The following is an 18418-nucleotide window of genomic DNA, read 5'->3' on the forward strand; positions in this document are numbered from 1 at the left end:
ATGGGGTGCCCTCTTTAATTTTTTTGTTCTACTGCTTGTCCTCTTCTTTCTGTTTGAAACAGGAATGTACAGGGTAAGGAAACCTTATACACGTTTTTTTGGTTTCAATAAGGAGGAGAACATAGTGGCAGAAGACCAAAATCATCAATCTAACGACAATCCACCCAAAACGGAAAAACGTCTAGAGAAAACAAGACGCCGCCCGGAGCATGAGGAAGTAACACGCTTAGAAAAAATTGCTGACCGTCTTGATGAAGTGACGACAAAAGGGCGCTTTAAGGATATGGCTTATCACTTCACAAGTCCCAAAGAAGTAATAAAAACAAACCTAATTGCCGGGATAGCCCGCGGCGTGGGACTTACGTTAGGGACAGCAATTTTTTTGGCTTTACTTATATTCATCCTTAACTTATTCGTTTCCGCTCCTCTTGTCGGCGAATATATAGCTGACATGTTGGATTTTATCGATGAACAAAGGGAAAATGGAGAACCTGGCGAATAAGTTATGTATACCATATTTTAATTAATGTGAGCAGGAGGAATTTTTATGGATCTATTAGGCATTGGAGTATTAGTTTTTGCAATCGCGTTTTTAATTTTAGTCATCTTCCTTATTAAAGCTTTGAACTCCCTTACAAAAGTACTGGGGGGGGTTGAGGAGACCGTCGGTAAGCTTCCTGATCAAATGGATGAAATTTCAAAGCAGACTGAAGTTATCCTCCATAACAGCAATGAGACGATTCTAGACTTAAACCAGAAAATGGATGATTTGAATCCGATTTTTCATATCGTAAGAGATACCGGGGAAGCGTCACAAAGACTTTCTTCTTCTTTGGTAGACATCACTAACTCCTTTAAGAAAGACTCCACTGAGGGCTCTTCTAAGGTAAAAGAGAAAAACATGGGCGGGTTGTACGGAGCGCTGGCTCTCACTTATTTCCTTGCACAGAAAAGAAAAACGTTAAAGGATGAATTCCAACAACAAGGAGCAGGCAACCCATGATGAAGGAAAGCCATATCCCTAAACAGCCCAGCCGTTTATTTTCTCTAAGTGCCGGCGCAGGTTTAGGTGCTCTTCTTGGAGCAGGGCTTACCCTGCTCTTTGCCCCTGCAGACGGCAAGACTTCCAGAATGAAAGCTGCTGATACAGCAGGGAAAGTCAAAAATATCCCATCTAGATTAAAATCCAGAATTGAAGAGCAAAAAAGCCAGCTGCTGGTAAGAGGCAGTGAGGTATATGGAAAGATTCATGAAGATATGTCAGTCCTAAAAAAAGAAGCAAGATTGTCTTTGCGGAAAGACAAGGAACATGAGCCGGAGAATAAGGAATAAAATAAAGGCAATCCCTCTTTTGAGGTCTTCAGGGTGGTAAAGAATCTTTTCTTACCACCCTGTTTTTGTGGTACTGGTCCATTGCTTCAAAACAATGGCATAACGCAAATATTCAACCATAATACAAAAAGGTGTCTCATCCAGATCACTAATCATGTGACCTTTCGAGACACCTCCTTTACTTGTTGTGCTATTTATTTCTGCAAGGTCACGCCCTGAAGAATTCCCTGACAATGCTCGTTATTAGCGATTATCAACCGTTTCCGGATTCATATCATGGTTCATGAGTCTGTACTCTGCCATTTCTTCATACTTCGTGCCAGGCTTTCCATAGTTCACATAAGGATCTATTGAAATGCCGCCTCTTGGGGTGAATTTCCCCCATACTTCGATATAGCGTGGATCCATCAAATCCACAAGGTCGTTTAGAATAATATTCATTGCATCTTCATGGAAATCTCCGTGATTTCTAAAACTGAATAAATACAATTTTAGCGACTTGCTTTCCACCATCTTAATATCCGGGATATAGCTGATATACACAGTAGCAAAATCAGGCTGACCAGTTTTAGGACATAGAGTGGTAAACTCAGGGCAATTAAATTTCACAAAATAATCTCTTTTCGGATGATGATTATCAAAGGTTTCTAACACAGAAGGATCATAATCAAACTGATATGCTGTATTTTGGCTCCCCAGATGTGTAACCTCAGTTAAGTCAGTTTCTTTTCTCCCTGACATCCTTAGTCTCCTTTCGTCTTACACTCCCTGCTTATTTCCCCATAACAAAGCGTGAAGTTGAGGCAGCACCTTCACATTATTGAAATCCTCAGATTTCGTTACTGCGTCTACCAGCCATTCATATTTGGTTAACAGCCGGTCCCTCACACTTTGATCATCTGCCTCTTTTACATCTTCATTCCCTGCTTGTAAAAAGAAAGGAACGTGGGGGTATCTTTGGTGAACAGCTAGTGCATACGTTAAATCCTCTATATTAAAAATAACAATTTTAAAGCTAGCTTGTCCTTTGCCTTCTTCTTTTAACCTTTCAACATAAAAGTCAAGCTGTTGCCAGTTTGTTTTCATGTTAGAACTTGGAGGCTTGGGTGATAACGTTACTTCATCAATATCGAGCATCCATTCCTGCCACATGCTTCCCTGTGTTTCCACAGCCGTCTTGATTCCCTGTTTTTTAAGAGTCTGCACAAGGTGGCCGATCCCTTCATGCAGAGCCGGATTGCCTCCCGAAATCGTTACATGACTGAAACGTCCAGGTGCCAGGTCGTTTAACCGGTCCACAATTTCGTCTGTTTTCATCATGTCAGGTTTTTGGCTTCCATCCCAGGTGAAAGCTGAATCACACCAGCTGCACCGGTAATCACAGCCGGACGTTCTCACAAACATTGTTTTTTGGCCAATGACCATTCCTTCCCCTTGAATGGTTGGCCCGAATATTTCTAATACAGGAACTTTCTTCATTCAGAGAAGTCCTCCTCCTTCGGCCTGTATACCACGTAACTTGTCGGCGTTTCCCGAACAAAGACCTGGAGGCAGCGCGGATGATTCAAATGCTGGTCAAGTTCCTTTTGAATTCTTTCCCAGATCACACGAGCCACTACTTCAGTCGTAGGAAATTGATTAGAATCTTCTTGAGAAGCATATTCATCATGATCATTCAATAAAGTATGATCATACCGTTTATGAACAATTTCTTTCAATAATTGAAAATTAACTAAAAATCCTGATTCATCAAGGCTGTCTCCAGCTATCGTAACATTGATGACATACGTGTGACCGTGAATATCCTGACACTTGCCTGCCTGCTCATTAGGAATAAAGTGAGCGGCAGCCATATGCATGTCCTTATTAAGTTCATATCGAAATTGATGGTTTACTTGGGGATAGGATTGGTGAAGCATAATTACTCACTCCCCTTTTCCTCTATATATTGTTGATAGCCTCTTTGACGAAGCACACATGCGGGGCACTCGCCGCAGCCATCACCACGAATTCCCTCGTAGCATGTTAGTGTCTTATTCTTTACATAATCCAGTCTTCCCATTTTATCAGCAAGTTCCCATGTTTCTGCTTTATCGAGCCACATGAGAGGCGTATGAAGAACAAATTCATTGTCCATTGATAAGTTTAATGAAACGTTTAAAGACTTGATAAATATATCCCGGCAGTCCGGGTATCCGCTATAATCTGTTTCACATACTCCTGTAATTACATGTTTTGCGCCCTGCTGCTTTGCAAAAATGGCGGCAAAGGACAAGAATAGCAGATTTCTTCCCTCTACAAATGTATTGGGCGGCTGGCCGTCTTTTCCTTCTTCCATCTCGATATCCGCCCGGGTAAGAGCGCTTGGTGACAGCTGGTTCAGTAATTCCATATCCAGCACATGGTGTTCAACTCCAAGCTCTTTGGCAATATCCTTTGCTACATCAATTTCATTGCTGTGACGCTGTCCATATTGAAACGTAACAGCACTTACCTCTTTAAACCGCTCTAAAGCCCAAAAAAGGCATGTAGTGCTGTCTTGGCCGCCGCTAAAGACTACTACAGCTTTATCCTCCTGGAAACTCATCGCGCTTCCTTCCTTTCTCTCTACAAGTCATGCACTTATACTAAACGCAGTCTTATTCAAAACAAGCTGCCTGAAATTTATAATGGGCCCCGTTAGAAAATTAATGGTCGTGCAGTCTTAAGCTTTCAGCCCTCCCTCTTTGTGGAGAATTTCTGCATCCGTAAGAGGTCTCCTGAAAACAGGCAGCCTCAATATCCGGCAAGATGGAAAAGCAGCCAGGTGAAGCTTACAGCAAAACCACAATGGTTTTAAGCAGAGCCTTACAAAGAAGAGATCACATTTCTCTCTTAGTCAGCATTCTTAAATATTTTTACATCATAACGTAAAAAAACACCATCGTCCATTATAGCATTCTCACGCCTAGTGTTCCTATCAATTTCTCCCCATATGTATCGCTTTTCTAACGAAAAAAGAGGCTTTCCGCCTCTTTTTCAAGTTTCCCTATTCATTTGCTTCTTTATCTAAATATACCTGGCTTCCAACTGCGTTTCGCTGGCCCTGGTACTTTCCACTGTATGGTTGCCCTGCTTTTTTATCCATTAACGCAAACACTAGCTGGGCTATTCTTCGGCCTGAGGTCAAACGGATAGGAAGGCGATTTGCATTGTAGAGCTCTAATGTAATTTCTCCTTCAAATCCAGGATCAACCCAGCCTGCATTTTGAATAAACAGCCCCATCCTTCCTATAGAACTTCTCCCCTCAACAAATGCCGTTAAGTGATCAGGGAGCTTTATGTACTCCGTAGTAGTTGCCAGTAAAAAAGAATTTGGAGGGATGACTACTTCTTCACTTTCAAATTCTACATACTTTGCTGGTTTGTCTAGGGCAATGGATTCAATAGAATTTTCATCTATTTTTAAGAAATGTGTTCCCAAGCGGATATCTACAGAAGCGGGCTGGATTTGATGCTCTGTCATTGGAGTAATGGCTAAGCTGCCTTCCTCCATCATTTCTCGAATCGTTTGATCTGATAAGATCATCTTTGTGTCACCTCACCATGTTCTCTCTTACCGATTTGCTTTATTACGATGTATATTTTGGTTATCCAAACAAACTGTGCCACTGAACCACAACCCAATAATCATAGTCTTTGTTACAAGTATATATTTTATTGCTATCATTTCCAAGAAGAAGAACAAAGCCTCAGCTCAAAAAAAACGCTGCCCCGTGTTAGGGGGCGGCGCTTCTAATTAGTATCAAAATCTAGCTCTAATTCATAGCCCTGCTCAGATATTACTTTTCCGTGTTTGTAATTTTCCATGAGGTCGTAATAGCTTTCAGTCAGTACTAAAAATCTAGATTCATCTCTTTCATCCAATGCCTCATCAATCATGCGCTGCAACCGCTCTTTATTAAAGTTAAAGACGGCGTATTCCATCATCATTTTTGCGTACAGTGATTGAAGGACCTGTCTAGTCGGACGTCTGCCATGCTTCATGGACTTTACTTTTTTCATAAAGTGCTGTTCATGTGTTGGATGTAGCATGTTCGTCGAACCCCCTATCTGAACCGAAATATAGTTTCGTTTCCCTATGAATTGGCGGGTGACGCGCGGATGTAGAGGCTCGGATGTTTTTTTAATTGTTAATTAAAAGATACCCGCCTGACGCTTGCCTTAAACTCTTTCATTTGGTCTTCAGGAATAATTACTTAAGCCTCTGGGCTGTTTTTTCATAGATGTAAAATTGTTGTTGTTTATAAAATTATTTCCAATGGACCTTACTTATACCTGTTCTCTTTACTTTTTTCTAAAAAATTACATGCATAACGGGTGCTGCCATTCCTGAAGTACGTAATAACTTCTCTTTTCAGCTGGATTTTTCCTCTCCTTACCCTGAATATATTCTGGAATTATGAACTTGTTTTGTGTCTACCCTTCTCCTTTCGTTTCAAAACGACTTGTATCTATATACCCAATGCTTGTTTACCTGTAATAGCCTTCTGCGGCTGCTTGCACGGCTACCATTAATGCTTTTTTTTGATAAGTAAATGTCATGGAAGGAAGATGAGGGCGGTCCAAGGTCATCTCTGGGATGGCCGGAAAGTGGATAAACCCTGCTTTGGCCGTTATTTCTTTTTCTCTAAGAAAATAAAGAACCTGGTATAAAGTGGTATTACAAATATATGTACCTGCTGTATTTGAGATCTCAGCCGGTATTCCGTTTTGCTGAAGAGCCTCCAACATCTTCCGAAGGGGGAGAGTTGAAAATAAACCGTCCGGACCGTTCATGTGAATAGGTTTGTCCACTGGCTTTTCCCCCGTGTTATCCCCTTTTTCACCTTCTCCCTTTGTGTCTTGAATATTGATCCCTATCCTCTCAAGACTGATAGCACTTCTCCCATAAGCGAGACCGCAGGAAATGATAATATCCGGTTTTTCTTTCTCTATTGCCTCAAGCAGTGATTGGGCACACGTTTCATATACGACAGGCAGCTCTATGCTTTTAAGCTCTATATGAGCCCATGGCTGCTCTTCTTCCAGCTCTTTAACCAGCTGCACTGTTGGATTGACTTCCAAGCCTCCAAAAGGCTCAAACCCTGAACATAAAACTTTTATTTTCATTTTATTCTCCCTTTCTTTCTTAATTTCTAGTTTTTTTAGTTTCAATGTTTTTAATTCTTATAGGAAGGAAATACACTCTGAAGAAAGCACTATAGGAGCATTTTCCTATATTTAGCAATTATTTATACCCTAAGGAGGTTTTTAATATGGAAAGCCACGTAAAAAAAGGAGGGCGTCACGAATTTACCCAGACGGGACGCCCTGCTGTTCGAGGAACACAGGGGGCTGTGACGTCTCCCCATTATCTTGCCACTCAGGCAGGAAAATCAATTCTTCAGCAGGGAGGACACGCGGTAGATGCTGCGATCAGCATGAATGCAGTCTTATGTGTAGTCCTCCCTCATATGGCAGGTCTAGGCGGAGATTTATTTTCTATCATTTCAGACAGGAAAGAATCAAATATTCAAGCTATCAATGGCAGCGGCAGATCAGGCCGGAATGCTGCTATTGATTTTTACAAAGAAAAAGGTTATGACGAAATCCCCGACCGAGGCCCTCTGTCCTCTAATACGGTCCCTGGTACTGTAAAGGCGTGGGAAGACCTCCATCAGCAATATGGACAAATGAAATGGAAGGATTTGTTTACTGATGCCATCCATTATGCCCAAAATGGGTTTCCTATCTCTTCTAAGGTAGCTCAGTTTATCTTTGATAAACAGGAGGTGCTGAGTCAGCATCCCAAAACAGCTGACATCTTTCTTCCTGACGGGAAGCCTGTCGCTGAAGGAGCGGTTTTCAAACAGCCTGATCTTGCCCAATCGCTTGCTTTGATTGCGGAAAAAGGAGCAGAAGTTTTCTACCAGGGAGATCTCGCGGAAAAGATTGTTCAAAGTCTTCAAAAAGAAGGCGGAGTCCTTACGCTTGAGGATTTCTCCAATCACGAGTCTACCTGGGAAAAACCAGCCTCGACGTCGTATGGTTCTTATGAAATCCATGAGCTTCACCCTAATACTCAAGGTCTGGCTACATTAATGATGTTAAACGTGTTAAAGAAATTTGACCTTCCCTCCATTGGGGATCACACTTCGGACTATTATCACCTCATGGCAGAAGCCGCCAAGCTGTCTTTTCATTATCGAGACGAATGGGTAACAGATCCCGAGTTCTTGTCAATTCCTGTTGAAAAGCTGCTGTCTGAAGAGCATACCGATAAAATCATTGAAAAACTTGAGTGGAGAAAAGCTTACCCATTAGACAAGCTTCCGGAAATGCCAAAGGTAAGTACAAGCAAGGATACAACATTCATGGCAGCTGTTGACAGTGAAGGAAATGCCTGCTCGTTGATTCAAAGTATTTACCATGAGTTTGGTTCAGGATTTGTTCCTGAAGATACAGGGATTCTTTTACAAAACCGCGGTTCCTTCTTTGAGCTTGATGCTGAGCATCCAAATGCATTAGAGCCTGAAAAAAGAACCTTTCATACTATTATACCAGCGATGGCTACTAAAGAAGGCAAGCCCTTTATGCTGTTTGGAACAATGGGAGGAGAAGGACAGCCACAGACCCAGGCCGCTTTGTTCACCCGTGTAGTGGAGTTTGGTTATGACATCCAGCAGGCTATCGAAGCACCTCGGTGGCTTTACGGCCGCACGTGGGGTGAAGACAGCTCCTCTTTAAAGCTAGAAAGCAGAATACCAGATTCAATAGCGGGGGAACTTGCAAACCGCGGCCACGAAATTGAAAAAGCTGAGAGCTTTTCTCAGCAAATGGGACATGCTCAAGGCATTGTGATCGATGAGAAAACCGGAGTCTATAGTGCCGGTGCTGATCCCAGAGGAGACGGGATTGCTTTATCCTGGTAATATTCTAATCTTACATTGGAGGTTTGCATCATGGAAGAACTACCGGTAGATCTTCTGCACTGGGGTGTAGCTGTGCTGCCCCTGGTGCTTCTCTTAATCATGCTTGTTGTGTTGAAGTGGTCCGGACAGTTAGCCGGTGGGGTTGCTCTGGCTGTTGCTGCCGCTTCAGCCTTTCTATTATACGAGGCCCCGCTCGATAACGTGGCTGTAGGTGTGGGTCAGGGACTGTGGGATGCTTTCTTTATTCTTCTTGTCGTCTGGCCTGCCCTTCTTCTTTATCAAACGACAAAAGAAGCAGGAGCCTTTACTGCCATACGGGAAGGAATCCAGGAACATAGCCGTAATTATTTGTTTCTCATCCTCGCTTTTGGCTGGGTGTTTGCCTCTTTTCTTCAAGGAATCGCAGGCTTTGGAGCTCCGATTGCTGTTGTTGCGCCTCTTCTGATCGGTTTAGGCGTGAAACCTGTAACAGCCGTTGTTATTCCACTTATCGGTCATGCCTGGGCTAATATGTTTGGCACGTTAGCCGTAGGGTGGATTGCAACCATTAACGTTATTGAGCTTCAGGAACAAAGTCTTACACTCTTATACACAGGAATACTATTATGGATTCCAAATATTATTGCCGGCTTTATGATCTGCTGGCTGTTTGCGAAATGGAAAGGTGTAAAAGAAGGCTTCTGGGTCGTCATTATCATTTCCGCCATCCATGGCGGCGGCCAGGTTGCCTTGACTCAGATTAACCCGACTTTAAGTAACTTTGTTCCAGCTTCCGTAGCCCTGGGTGTGTTATTTCTAATGGCTAGAAGAGACAAGTACAAGGAAAAAACAGATCTCGAAGATGAATCAGACATTCTCGAAGAAAGTGATTCCGATGACGACGAGCCAAAAGCAGACATGGGACTGCACAAAGCCTTTATGCCCTACTACGTATTAACAGGGCTTTCAATTCTTATGCTTGGCATTCCGTTTATCCATGATTTTCTTGATCAGTTTGAATTCGGCCCTCCTTTCCCAGCTGTTGAAACAGGGTATGGATTTGAACAGGAAGCTGAAGAAGCCTATTCGCCGATCGCTCCTCTTACTCATCCAGGAATGTACTTGTTCATCTCCGTCATTTTTGGTTACTTCTGGTATAAAAAGTTAGGAAAATACGACAACAATGCAGGCAAGGATATTCTCACCGGGTTTAAGGACAATGCTGTCGGCGCATCACTTGCCATTTCTGCCTTTTTAACGATGACTCAGGTTCTTGAAAACTCCGGACAGACAACAGTTCTCGCCTTAGGTATTGCTGAAGTCTCCCCTCCTGCTGTTTATGTCGCTTTAGCAAGTTTAATTGGGGTCATAGGGTCGTTTATGACATCCTCTAACACTTCGTCCAATATCTTGTTTTCACCGCTTCACGGGTCGGTTTCCCAAACAATGGATGAGCTCAGGCTTTCTCATCTCATTGCAGCTCAGTCTGCCGGCGGGGCTATCGGGAATTCTATTTCACCGGCAAATGTTATCCTGGGAACGAGCACAGCAGGACTGAAAGGAAAAGACGCGGAAGTATTTAAGCCTACCCTTCTCTTTTCTCTTATCTCCGTCTTCTTTGTAGCCTTACTTTCTGTTGTATTTCACTTTGTCTTTCCTGGATAAACGGGGCGCTGGAACCAAAATGGTCTCCTATAAGACATGGCTCTCACCAAAACAGAGTGAGAGCCATTCTTTTTTCCTGTTTTTTGTCCTGCATGCTTATCCTTTCTTCCTCCAATATTTTCCCCTCTTTACTTTTTTCTTGTATAAAAATCCCCCCATAGCTATAATAATAAATAAACAAACATACGTTCGCACAAAGGGAAAAGGAGTGAGAGTCATGCACGTGAAAGAGGAAGAACATATTATGCTTCACTATAGCATTCTCCTGCCTCTTGTAAAAAAAGTGCTTGAGAGGGATTTGCAATTAATTGAAAAAGGTCCCTTTAAGCTGAAGGATCCTTATTATCTCTTGATTAATGAATCTCTTCGCTCCCTTCATGAGGATGCACGAAAAGTGAAATCATTTATGCACCAGCGGAAAATGAAAGCTTTTTTTGTAGAGAATGATGGAATGTTTTCCCGTTATACGTACACTTGCCGTGGCTATGAAGGATCAATCAGCTACTTAAACGCCAATTTAAAAAGGCAGGCACGCCATTCGATGGATGCTTATTTCAAAGGAAAATCCCCTTTAGAGCAAGAGTCTGTCCTTCATAGCTGAGCTTTCCTGAGGAATGACAGCATTAAACTGAAAACAGAGCCCCTCAAGTCTAAAATTGACAAACCATTGTTTTCCACTTATCGTATCTAGTGGCAGTATTTATTTGACTGTAAGAGCTAGAAGCATATGACTGGGCCACGCCGTCCCGGATCTGTGCTGCGAGGATGTTTTAAGAAAGAGGGGAACATGGTGAAAAAGCAATTTGCCGTCATAGGATTAGGACGTTTTGGCGTAAGTGTCTGCAGAGAATTATATAGGCTCGGGCATGAGGTACTGGCAATCGATGTTGTTGAAGATAAAGTCAGTGAGATGGTTAATTATTCTACCCACAGCGCAGTAGCAGATGGAACTGATGAGAAATCACTTCGCAGTTTAGGTGTGGGAAACTTTGACCACGTGATCGTAGCCATCGGCGATAACCTTCAAGCCAGTATTTTATGCACCCTGCTCTTAAAAGATATGGATATTAAGCAAGTGTGGGTCAAAGCCCAGAACTACAATCATCACAAAGTATTAGAAAAAATAGGCGCTGATAAGATCATCCATCCTGAACATGACATGGGAAACCGCATAGCCCAGCACCTTATTTCTGATAAGGTTATTGATTCCATCGAACTTTCTGAAGAATATGCCATTGTAGAGATAGGCGTTTCTAATTCTATACACAATCGCTCGCTTATTGATTTAGATATCCGTGCCAAATACGGCGTGACTGTTTTAGCAATTAGAAGAGGAAGAGATATTAATATTTCCCCGCTTGCTCATGACAAAATCTATAAAGATGATATTTTAATTGTAATTGGGCACAAAAATGATTTAAAACGTTTTGAAGCAGTTACGTAAGTTCCGTTTGTACTTAATTAAGATAGGGAATAATACAGCCATAACAAAAGAGTAAGTGAACGGTGCTGACACTTATCAAACGAGGCTGTACTATTCCCCTTTTCTTTCCCTTTTTCAAACAATCTGTCCTTTTCCCATTCAGCTCTCTGGGTACATTGAATAATAATGCCCTGTTACCTACATCTTAATTCATTGGAGGGAGATTATGAGTGAAGAAAAGTATACTTATGAAACAAAAAAGCCGGACATCGTCTTTACAGTGTCGGCTATTTTAGTTGCGGCATTTGTTGCCTGGGGTTTTATTCGACCTTCCCATTTAGAAGCTACAGCCACGGCAGCCCTTAACTTTACAATCGAAACCTTTGGCTGGTTTTATATGATTGTTGCTGCTTTTTTTGTGGCCTTTGTTATTTTCTTAGCCGTCAGTCCTTTTGGAAAGCTGCGGCTCGGTAAACCAGAAGACCGGCCCGAGTATAAATTCTATACGTGGCTTGGAATGCTGTTTTCAGCAGGTATTGGCGTGGGATTTATCTTTTGGGGGGTTGCTGAACCAGTACTTTATTATGTAGATACTCCTCTTGGTCAGGACGTAGAAACCGAAGCACAGGCAGCCCAACTGGGGCTTCGATACGGAGTTTATCACTGGGCTTTTCATCCATGGGCCATTTTCTCCCTGGTTGCTCTAGCTTTAGGCTATGTGCAGTTTCGAAAAGACCAGCCGGCTCTTATCAGTTCTGCCTTTTACCCACTAGTAGGAAACAGAGCTTACGGAGCCTTTGGAAAAGGCATCGATATCTTTGCTGTTCTTGCAACCTCCACAGGAGTTGCTACCACGTTCGGTCTTAGTGCCATGCAAATCAGCGGAGGGCTCTCCTATTTAACAAACATCCCAAACAACGTTGTCACCCAAATGATTATTATTGGGATCGTAGCTTTTTTGTTTATGTTCTCAGCTGCAACCGGCGTAAACAAGGGCATTCGTTACTTAAGCGTTATCAACCTGACAGTCGGAGCGATCCTGCTGCTGTTTATGATTGCCGTCGGGCCAACCGTTTATATTTTTGAAAATATTACCACCACTCTTGGCGGCTATATTGCCAATCTTGTCCCTATGAGTTTAACGCTGACACCTTTTTCTGACAGTGTGTGGCTCGGTTCCTTTACAATTTTCTATTGGGCCTGGCATATTGCCTGGGCACCATTCATGGGACTGTTCATTGCCCGTATTTCAAGAGGACGAACAATCAGGGAATTCGTAGCTGGCGTCTTAATTGTTCCCTCTCTCCTGGCTGTCGTTTGGTTTACAGCCTTTGGCGGCTCTGCTCTATATCAGGAAATCTTTCATGATGCAGGCATTGCCGCGATTGTCATGGATACTGTAGAGCTTGCTCTCTTTGCCACTCTGGCTGAATTTCCCCTTGGCGGCATTATGAGTGCGCTGGCGGTTATTCTCATTGTTATTTTCTTTATCACATCTGCCGATTCAGCCTCCTATACGCTGGGAGCCATGACGTCGCAGGGAAGCTTGAATCCTACCTTGTATGTAAAGCTGGCATGGGGCTTCTTAATTGCCGGCACAGCAGCGGTCCTGCTTCTTTCTGGCGGCCTTGAGGGACTCCAAACCGCATCTATTGTGGCTGCCCTGCCATTTTCATTAATCATGCTTGTTATGGTTGTCTCTATGATGAAAATGTTTATCCAGGACCTAAAGAAAGAAAAGAACCAGGCTCGAGAACGTGAACGAAGACGATTGAAAGAAGAAATTCTTATGGAGCTTGAGGAAGAAATAGAGGACTTCAACCGTGATACATCGTCTTCCCCAGCAGAACAAAAGAAAGAACCTAGAAAAAAATTAATAAACAGAAAGAACAAACCAGAAGATAAAGAAAAGTAATAAGAAAAGGGTGAGGCCATAAGGGGCCCACCCTTTTTTTATCTTCTCAACATCAGTTTTTTAGTTATATATAAGACAATCCTTAACTGCCACAGACGCTCGCTTGAACCTCTACGTAAATAGGCTCGTCTTCAACGAAAGCCACCCACAAAGTGTACCAGGACTTACAAAAGAAATACCAGCGACCAGGAGAAACAGAGGTGAGTGACCTTCCCCGGTTGACTGACACCTTGCCCGGGCCATAGAAGACACCGTGAAAGCGAATGACAGGAAGCTTTCACGGATGTCGCACTTGGGCCTTTTAGGTGCAGGCGAGTGTATTTTTGAACATGCAACTACTAGAATACTGGATAAAAGAAAAGGCTCCCACCGATGGTGAGGCCCCTTCTTACTAGTTGGGTTTTGTGGCAGCCTTTTTATTAGTAGGTAGATAATTTCAGGAACTTTTGGATACGGTAAATGAATTTTAAAAATCGGGAAGAGCTTTTGTATGTTTCATAAGCAGCGGTATGCAAGCCATCTTTGTTGTTCCAGAGACGATTAAAAAACGCTATGGAGTCCTTGATTGCCTCATTGCTGACATTGCCTTGGATCTTAACATTTGACTCCAGATTTAAATTTTTCAGGTTCCTTCGAGTGAAGTTTGCTGATCCTGCAATAATGCTCGCTTGTTCACCCCGTTTTAAAATAAGCATCTTAGGATGAAACTGCTCTCCCTTTGTTTCATACCATCGTATCTTGATTTTGTCAGCAGTTCTGTTCTTAAGCTCTTCAGCTACTGGCACATTAGGGAGCCCTATTTTAGACTGACCGAAAGCTTCCATGTTCTGATCAAAGATTATCTTTACTTTCACCCCGCGCCTTGCTGCATTAACCAGCTGACTAATCATTTTTCTCTCTGATAAATAGAGAGTCGCTATTAAAAGCTCATCACCAGGCTGAGCATCCTCTACTACCTTCAATGTATCCTTCCATATTTGCCCCTCGGTTAAGACTTGAACGGAGGCTTCACTTTCTTCTACAGGTGAGGAAGATCCTGGCTTCCATACCGGAAGCTCATGAACTCCGCAATAATCAACGACTGATTTTTCAGTTTCCAATATGTCTTGAATCATTCTCCCTCTGAAAGAATAGCCAATATTTGCATGGTAGGCACTTGCATCATGAGGATTAGCAGAGGTTATCAGTCCCTCTTTTTCAGTAAGAATTACTTTTCGATGGTTCGCTTTTATATTAAACATATACAAATAAGCTCGAAGGGTCAGCTGAGGGTGCACTGAGCTCACTGGATGCGGGAGCCATCCCTGACCTCTCACTCCAAGCCATCGTATATAACTCCTCCAAAATCCTGAAAACAACGGATTGGAATCCCGGAGAAGCTCAAGCTTTGTTATCACTACCTCTACCCCATGCTCTTTTAACCTTTCTATATGAGGAGACTCATGGGATCCGTACACAGTGTTTACGGGATCAGTGATAAATAAGATTCTCATCTGAGGTTTATCTTGTTTCTTTCGGATGAGTTCCTCTGTTAATTGATCAGCCAGAGGAGGGAACTTTACTTTTTCTTTGTAGTAATCATTAAATAAAAACAAATCACAAACGATAAATTCCTCAGCCTCTTCTATCATTGAACATACTTTGTCATATAATGGTGTTTCCCAATGGCTTTGCTGTTCAGTATCATAACGCAGATTATAATGGAAACGGATACCACTGTCCTTATGAATCTTTCCCCGGTAAGAAAGACCTTTGGGCAGCGGCTTATAAATACCGTACACCATGACTGCTAAAGGAATGAGCCAAAAAAGCTTCTTCAATAATTTCTTCATACATGTAAGGCCGCCCTGGCGGTCCTGTTCCCTCCTTTACAACACCTGGCTGTAATTTATTTTTCACTAAAACTTCTTTTCCCCTTCTCTATCTTTCCCTAAACCCGAGCAAAGAGAGCTGAAAAAGAACGTTTTTCCAGTAAAAACTATGTAAGATAATTGCACTTAGTATTGGTAAATAAATTTTCACTGTATTACACTGATTTTATAGGATATAGGAAGTTATTATACACTTTCCTTATCCCGCTTTCTTCGCAAAGGAAGGGATGTTATGCAACTTACAATCTATACAGATTATTCGCTAAGAGTTCTTATTTATTTAGCTACTGTTCCCCGTCCCTCATTAACAAGTATTCGGGAAATTTCTGATAGCTATAATATTTCCTACCACCATTTAACAAAGGTGGCCCACGAACTAGCTAAAACTGGTCTTATTACTACCATAAAAGGAAGAAATGGCGGTATACGTCTTGCCAAAGATCCTGAGGACATTCACTTAGGATGGGTTGTCAGGCAAACAGAAGATAACCTGGACTTAGTTGAATGCTTTAACGCTGAAAAGAATACTTGCATTTTATCAGGTAGATGCCGCCTTAAAGGCGTACTTAAGGAAGCCCTTCACGCCTATTTAAGCGTTCTTGATAAATATACCCTGGCGGATATGCTTACAAATCCTGAGGAGCTGAGCCTTCTCTTGAAAACGCTGAAATAGTCTATTGTTGAGATTAGACTATTTTTTTATTGCTTTTGTGCTGTACCTGGTATGAGCCCATCACACATTACCGCTCACTTTTGTATGCTGCCTGCTTCCATGGTAATATATATTCTTATGAGGGTATTGTCACCCGCCTTTTGTGTCTGCAGGTGGAAAACCATGAATGGATAACCATTGCTGCTGTATTTATTGGCGGGGCAGCACGGAGGTATTTTCGTTATATCATTAACTTTCAAACACTTTTCTTAGGATACCCAATTGGAACCATTATAGAAAATATTTTAGGAAGCTTTCTTCTTGGTTGGTTTGCCGGCCTTATTACATATATCTCCCTCTAAAGAATGGGTAAAGACAGGGTTTGGCGCAGACTTTTGCGGGGGATTTACTACAATGTCAACTCTGGCTGCTGATACCTTTTTCTAGCGGGTATTCACCCTATGGCCCAGCCGATGGTCTATCTATCTGTTTCTCTTATTGGCGGTTTGACATTTGGATTTACAGGATGCTTTCTTGGTCTGAAAATAGGACAGGAACCAAAAAGCCACGAGGTGACCACACGATGAATATTTTCTGGGTGATAACAGGCGGTGGGTCAGGAGCCGTTGCAAGGTATCTGGCGGGCGTATGGCTTAGAAGTCGTTTTTCCTGAGCCTCCAATCCCTGTAGCTATGGTCATCGTAAACCTTGTGGGTTCTCTGAGACTCGGCTTTGTCTTTGGTTTTATTTTCAGGCGATTGCCCTTAAAGCTTATGATGATGCATTGTACGTTTCCTGGGGTTGGGCTTTTTTGGTGCTTTCATCACTTTTTCCACCTTTAGCACCGAAACAGTATCTATACTAGAAAAGCCCGGGCATTATTTTATTTTTAGCCGGTTATTTATCTTCTTTATTTATATAACTGCCTTTTGATGCTTCTTTAATTTTGCTTTGTTTCCTTTCCAACAATCTGCATTGACTGCTTAGTGTGTTGACCCATATCTTTTGGAGAGCGTCATGTTTCTGCCACCGCTTGTATTTATAGAGCTAAAAGAAAAGTTATTATTGGAAGAAGGTCTTTTAGAATGTTTAGAAAAGTATCCACCTCTTTAAAGAAACATAAAGACATTTACTATATACAAGGCAGCGTGGAGTTGTTCGGGCAAGTTTTTCACTTTTATCTGTACGCTCCCCCCGGCTTAATGGTGGATTCAGGGCCTCCCTGCGCCTCTGAGGCAGCCTTTCAGCTTGCTCATGCTGTCAGGCCCTCCGGCATCTTCTTAACCCATCATCATGAAGACCATTCTGGCAATATAAAGAGTCTGGCAGAAGCAACTGGAGCTTCTGTTTACATGGGTGAGCAGACAAAAGCTGAGTTAAAAAAGGGCTTTGACCTTCCCTTTTACCGTAAAGCAATGTGGGGAAATCCTCACAGTTTCTTCGATGGAAAAACAGCTGATAAACGCTTGCAAATTGATTCCAAAACATTTGAAGTCATTTATACACCAGGACATTCGTTTGACCATTATGTTTTATATGATTCAGACACTACTAATCTCTATACCGGTGATTTATTTCTGGGCACTCATTTAAAATATGGAATGAAGGAAGAATCAGTTCCTGATATGATTGCGTCCCTTGAGAAAGTCCTCACGTTAAAGGTTGGCACCGTATTCTGCGGGCACGCTGGCATTGTCCCTAAAGGAAGAGAAGCATTGGAAAAGAAAAAAGAGTTCTTGGAGTGGCTGCAGGAAGAAACACTTTATTACCACTATCTAGGTTTATCCTCCAAGGAAATCACCCGTCTGCTTTTTCATAAAGGCAAGACAAAATCCGTTCTTACGACAGGAGATTTTTCTCCTCGTCACCTGGTTAACTCTATACTGTCTGCTAAGCAGCTATAAAAAGCCTGCTCATCCTTATACGAATGAGCAGGCTATTAATATACTTTTCTTTTATTCATTCTATAAATTGACCACTTTCCCGCTTCTATATTAAAAATAGCAATATGACTAGGAGAAGAGGACTCACTGTGTATTATCATTTCAGAAACGGCTTCTGCAATCTGAATATTAACCGTGGCCTCTTTTTCAAACACATACCCTTTCAGCAGCCGCTGCTCTCGCACAAGAGGCACTGTCAAATGTTTCGTAGAAAGGGCTCTCGGAAACTCTTTATATTGTACATATCCGGCCAGGTAACCATCTTCATTTTCAATGCGAGGAAGGAGGTGGTTCGCAGCATGGATGAGCCACAAATAGTAAAGGGTATCACTGGTAAACCATAGAGGAGAAACCTCATCTCTCCAATGCTTTTTCATGATGTCTAAAAGCTGGAGCTCCGTTCGTTGGTCAGGAGGAAGAAGCAATGACTCAGCCACAACGTTATTGACAGCTTCCTGAACAGCAATTTTCCAACTTTCCATGCCTTCGTTTGAAAATTGATTCCTTTTGAACAAAAGAATCGCCCCCTTTACTCTTACTCTCATTCTACTTGACAAAAAAACCCTTTGTAAATAAAGATTTTGAACTATTAGCCATTTTTACACAAAAACCAATAAATCTATCCAGCATTTAAGTTTTTTTGCATGTTTTGAATGAAGAAAGCCGGAGATTCATTGTACGAATC

General features: G+C 42.2%; 20 protein-coding genes. 11 read left to right on the top strand and 9 right to left on the bottom strand.

Annotated features, from left to right (window positions below):
* Positions 1–124: 124 nt before the first annotated feature.
* Genes CEF17_RS11825 through CEF17_RS11835 form a run of 3 tightly spaced genes read left to right on the top strand, consistent with a single transcriptional unit; the run spans position 125 to position 1332 of the window.
* Entirely contained in the window at positions 125–502 is a 378-nt protein-coding gene (locus CEF17_RS11825) for a DUF5665 domain-containing protein (RefSeq protein ID WP_100399708.1), read from the top strand.
* Positions 503–547: 45 nt separating this feature from the next.
* A complete protein-coding gene (locus CEF17_RS11830; protein WP_054634976.1) occupies positions 548–1003 on the top strand; it encodes a DUF948 domain-containing protein in 456 nt (151 codons plus the stop codon).
* The gene (locus CEF17_RS11835; RefSeq protein ID WP_100399709.1) at positions 1000–1332 is read left to right on the top strand and encodes a YtxH domain-containing protein; all 333 of its coding nucleotides are present in this window, start codon (positions 1000–1002) and stop codon (positions 1330–1332) included. The genes CEF17_RS11830 and CEF17_RS11835 overlap by 4 nt, the downstream gene beginning before the upstream one ends.
* 243 nt (positions 1333–1575) lie before the next feature.
* On the opposite strand, the gene queF is transcribed toward CEF17_RS11835, so the two are convergent.
* The 7 genes from queF to CEF17_RS11870 form a co-directional block, all read right to left on the bottom strand.
* Positions 1576–2073 (bottom strand): preQ(1) synthase, encoded by a 498-nt coding sequence (gene queF / locus CEF17_RS11840; protein WP_100399710.1) that lies wholly within the window; start codon positions 2071–2073, stop codon positions 1576–1578.
* Between the two features lie 18 nt (positions 2074–2091).
* Positions 2092–2811 carry a 7-carboxy-7-deazaguanine synthase QueE gene (queE, locus tag CEF17_RS11845; protein ID WP_100399711.1) on the bottom strand — a complete coding sequence of 240 codons (720 nt, stop codon included), beginning with the start codon at positions 2809–2811 and terminating at the stop codon, positions 2092–2094.
* Complete coding sequence (gene queD / locus CEF17_RS11850) at positions 2808–3251, bottom strand: 6-carboxytetrahydropterin synthase QueD (protein ID WP_100399712.1); 444 nt, start codon at positions 3249–3251, stop codon at positions 2808–2810. Before queD ends, queE begins: the two co-directional genes overlap by 4 nt.
* Positions 3252–3253: 2 nt before the next feature.
* Positions 3254–3919, bottom strand: a complete 666-nt coding sequence (queC, locus tag CEF17_RS11855; RefSeq protein ID WP_100399713.1) for a 7-cyano-7-deazaguanine synthase QueC — start codon at positions 3917–3919, stop codon at positions 3254–3256.
* Between the two features lie 441 nt (positions 3920–4360).
* Complete coding sequence (gene dcd / locus CEF17_RS11860; protein ID WP_100399714.1) at positions 4361–4900, bottom strand: dCTP deaminase; 540 nt, start codon at positions 4898–4900, stop codon at positions 4361–4363.
* Positions 4901–5106: 206 nt separating this feature from the next.
* Positions 5107–5406: an IDEAL domain-containing protein gene (locus CEF17_RS11865; RefSeq protein WP_054634981.1), complete on the bottom strand. Its 300-nt coding sequence runs from the start codon at positions 5404–5406 to the stop codon at positions 5107–5109.
* A gap of 438 nt (positions 5407–5844) precedes the next feature.
* Complete coding sequence (locus tag CEF17_RS11870) at positions 5845–6483, bottom strand: pyroglutamyl-peptidase I (protein WP_232725494.1); 639 nt, start codon at positions 6481–6483, stop codon at positions 5845–5847.
* A gap of 146 nt (positions 6484–6629) precedes the next feature.
* Between CEF17_RS11870 and ggt the strand changes: the two genes are divergently transcribed.
* The 5 genes from ggt (at position 6630) to CEF17_RS11900 (ending at position 13267) form a co-directional block, all read left to right on the top strand.
* Complete coding sequence (gene ggt, locus CEF17_RS11875) at positions 6630–8285, top strand: gamma-glutamyltransferase (RefSeq protein WP_100399715.1); 1656 nt, start codon at positions 6630–6632, stop codon at positions 8283–8285.
* 30 nt (positions 8286–8315) lie between these two features.
* The gene (locus tag CEF17_RS11880; RefSeq protein ID WP_232725495.1) at positions 8316–9929 is read left to right on the top strand and encodes an L-lactate permease; all 1614 of its coding nucleotides are present in this window, start codon (positions 8316–8318) and stop codon (positions 9927–9929) included.
* 217 nt (positions 9930–10146) lie between these two features.
* Entirely contained in the window at positions 10147–10530 is a 384-nt protein-coding gene (locus CEF17_RS11890) for a YhjD family protein (protein ID WP_157843025.1), read from the top strand.
* 186 nt (positions 10531–10716) lie between these two features.
* Positions 10717–11373, top strand: a complete 657-nt coding sequence (locus CEF17_RS11895) for a potassium channel family protein (protein WP_157843026.1) — start codon at positions 10717–10719, stop codon at positions 11371–11373.
* Between the two features lie 205 nt (positions 11374–11578).
* Positions 11579–13267 (top strand): BCCT family transporter, encoded by a 1689-nt coding sequence (locus CEF17_RS11900; RefSeq protein ID WP_100399718.1) that lies wholly within the window; start codon positions 11579–11581, stop codon positions 13265–13267.
* Positions 13268–13686: 419 nt separating this feature from the next.
* Here the strand turns inward: CEF17_RS11900 and CEF17_RS11905 are convergent, their stop codons facing one another.
* Complete coding sequence (locus CEF17_RS11905) at positions 13687–15099, bottom strand: phospholipase D family protein (protein WP_100399719.1); 1413 nt, start codon at positions 15097–15099, stop codon at positions 13687–13689.
* Positions 15100–15370: 271 nt separating this feature from the next.
* Here CEF17_RS11905 and CEF17_RS11910 point away from each other — a divergent pair, with 271 nt between their 5' ends.
* The 3 genes from CEF17_RS11910 to CEF17_RS11925 all read left to right on the top strand — a co-directional run bounded on the left by CEF17_RS11910 (position 15371) and on the right by CEF17_RS11925 (position 17694).
* Positions 15371–15811, top strand: coding sequence for an Rrf2 family transcriptional regulator (locus CEF17_RS11910; RefSeq protein WP_100399720.1), 441 nt, complete (start codon positions 15371–15373; stop codon positions 15809–15811).
* Between the two features lie 152 nt (positions 15812–15963).
* Complete coding sequence (locus CEF17_RS11915) at positions 15964–16152, top strand: CrcB family protein (RefSeq protein ID WP_100399721.1); 189 nt, start codon at positions 15964–15966, stop codon at positions 16150–16152.
* Between the two features lie 723 nt (positions 16153–16875).
* Complete coding sequence (locus tag CEF17_RS11925) at positions 16876–17694, top strand: MBL fold metallo-hydrolase (RefSeq protein WP_100399723.1); 819 nt, start codon at positions 16876–16878, stop codon at positions 17692–17694.
* Between the two features lie 35 nt (positions 17695–17729).
* On the opposite strand, the gene CEF17_RS11930 is transcribed toward CEF17_RS11925, so the two are convergent.
* Positions 17730–18248, bottom strand: a complete 519-nt coding sequence (locus CEF17_RS11930) for a hypothetical protein (RefSeq protein WP_100399724.1) — start codon at positions 18246–18248, stop codon at positions 17730–17732.
* Between the last annotated feature and the right edge of the window lie 170 nt (positions 18249–18418).

This window comes from Bacillus sp. FJAT-44742, from assembly GCF_002797315.1.
In the GTDB taxonomy this organism is placed as follows: domain Bacteria; phylum Bacillota; class Bacilli; order Bacillales; family Marinococcaceae; genus Thalassorhabdus; species Thalassorhabdus alkalitolerans.

Bases quoted from the DNA above. Each gene is read 5' to 3' on its own strand.
- CEF17_RS11830 (WP_054634976.1), top strand. From the start codon at position 548: ATGGATCTATTAGGCATTGGAGTATTAGTTTTTGCAATCGCGTTTTTA.
- CEF17_RS11835 (WP_100399709.1), top strand. From the start codon at position 1,000: ATGATGAAGGAAAGCCATATCCCTAAACAGCCCAGCCGTTTATTTTCT.
- queF (WP_100399710.1), bottom strand. From the start codon at position 2,073: ATGTCAGGGAGAAAAGAAACTGACTTAACTGAGGTTACACATCTGGGG.
- queE (WP_100399711.1), bottom strand. From the start codon at position 2,811: ATGAAGAAAGTTCCTGTATTAGAAATATTCGGGCCAACCATTCAAGGG.
- queD (WP_100399712.1), bottom strand. From the start codon at position 3,251: ATGCTTCACCAATCCTATCCCCAAGTAAACCATCAATTTCGATATGAA.
- queC (WP_100399713.1), bottom strand. From the start codon at position 3,919: ATGAGTTTCCAGGAGGATAAAGCTGTAGTAGTCTTTAGCGGCGGCCAA.
- dcd (WP_100399714.1), bottom strand. From the start codon at position 4,900: ATGATCTTATCAGATCAAACGATTCGAGAAATGATGGAGGAAGGCAGC.
- CEF17_RS11865 (WP_054634981.1), bottom strand. From the start codon at position 5,406: ATGCTACATCCAACACATGAACAGCACTTTATGAAAAAAGTAAAGTCC.
- CEF17_RS11870 (WP_232725494.1), bottom strand. From the start codon at position 6,483: ATGAAAATAAAAGTTTTATGTTCAGGGTTTGAGCCTTTTGGAGGCTTG.
- ggt (WP_100399715.1), top strand. From the start codon at position 6,630: ATGGAAAGCCACGTAAAAAAAGGAGGGCGTCACGAATTTACCCAGACG.
- CEF17_RS11880 (WP_232725495.1), top strand. From the start codon at position 8,316: ATGGAAGAACTACCGGTAGATCTTCTGCACTGGGGTGTAGCTGTGCTG.
- CEF17_RS11890 (WP_157843025.1), top strand. From the start codon at position 10,147: ATGCACGTGAAAGAGGAAGAACATATTATGCTTCACTATAGCATTCTC.
- CEF17_RS11895 (WP_157843026.1), top strand. From the start codon at position 10,717: ATGGTGAAAAAGCAATTTGCCGTCATAGGATTAGGACGTTTTGGCGTA.
- CEF17_RS11900 (WP_100399718.1), top strand. From the start codon at position 11,579: ATGAGTGAAGAAAAGTATACTTATGAAACAAAAAAGCCGGACATCGTC.
- CEF17_RS11905 (WP_100399719.1), bottom strand. From the start codon at position 15,099: ATGAAGAAATTATTGAAGAAGCTTTTTTGGCTCATTCCTTTAGCAGTC.
- CEF17_RS11910 (WP_100399720.1), top strand. From the start codon at position 15,371: ATGCAACTTACAATCTATACAGATTATTCGCTAAGAGTTCTTATTTAT.
- CEF17_RS11925 (WP_100399723.1), top strand. From the start codon at position 16,876: ATGTTTAGAAAAGTATCCACCTCTTTAAAGAAACATAAAGACATTTAC.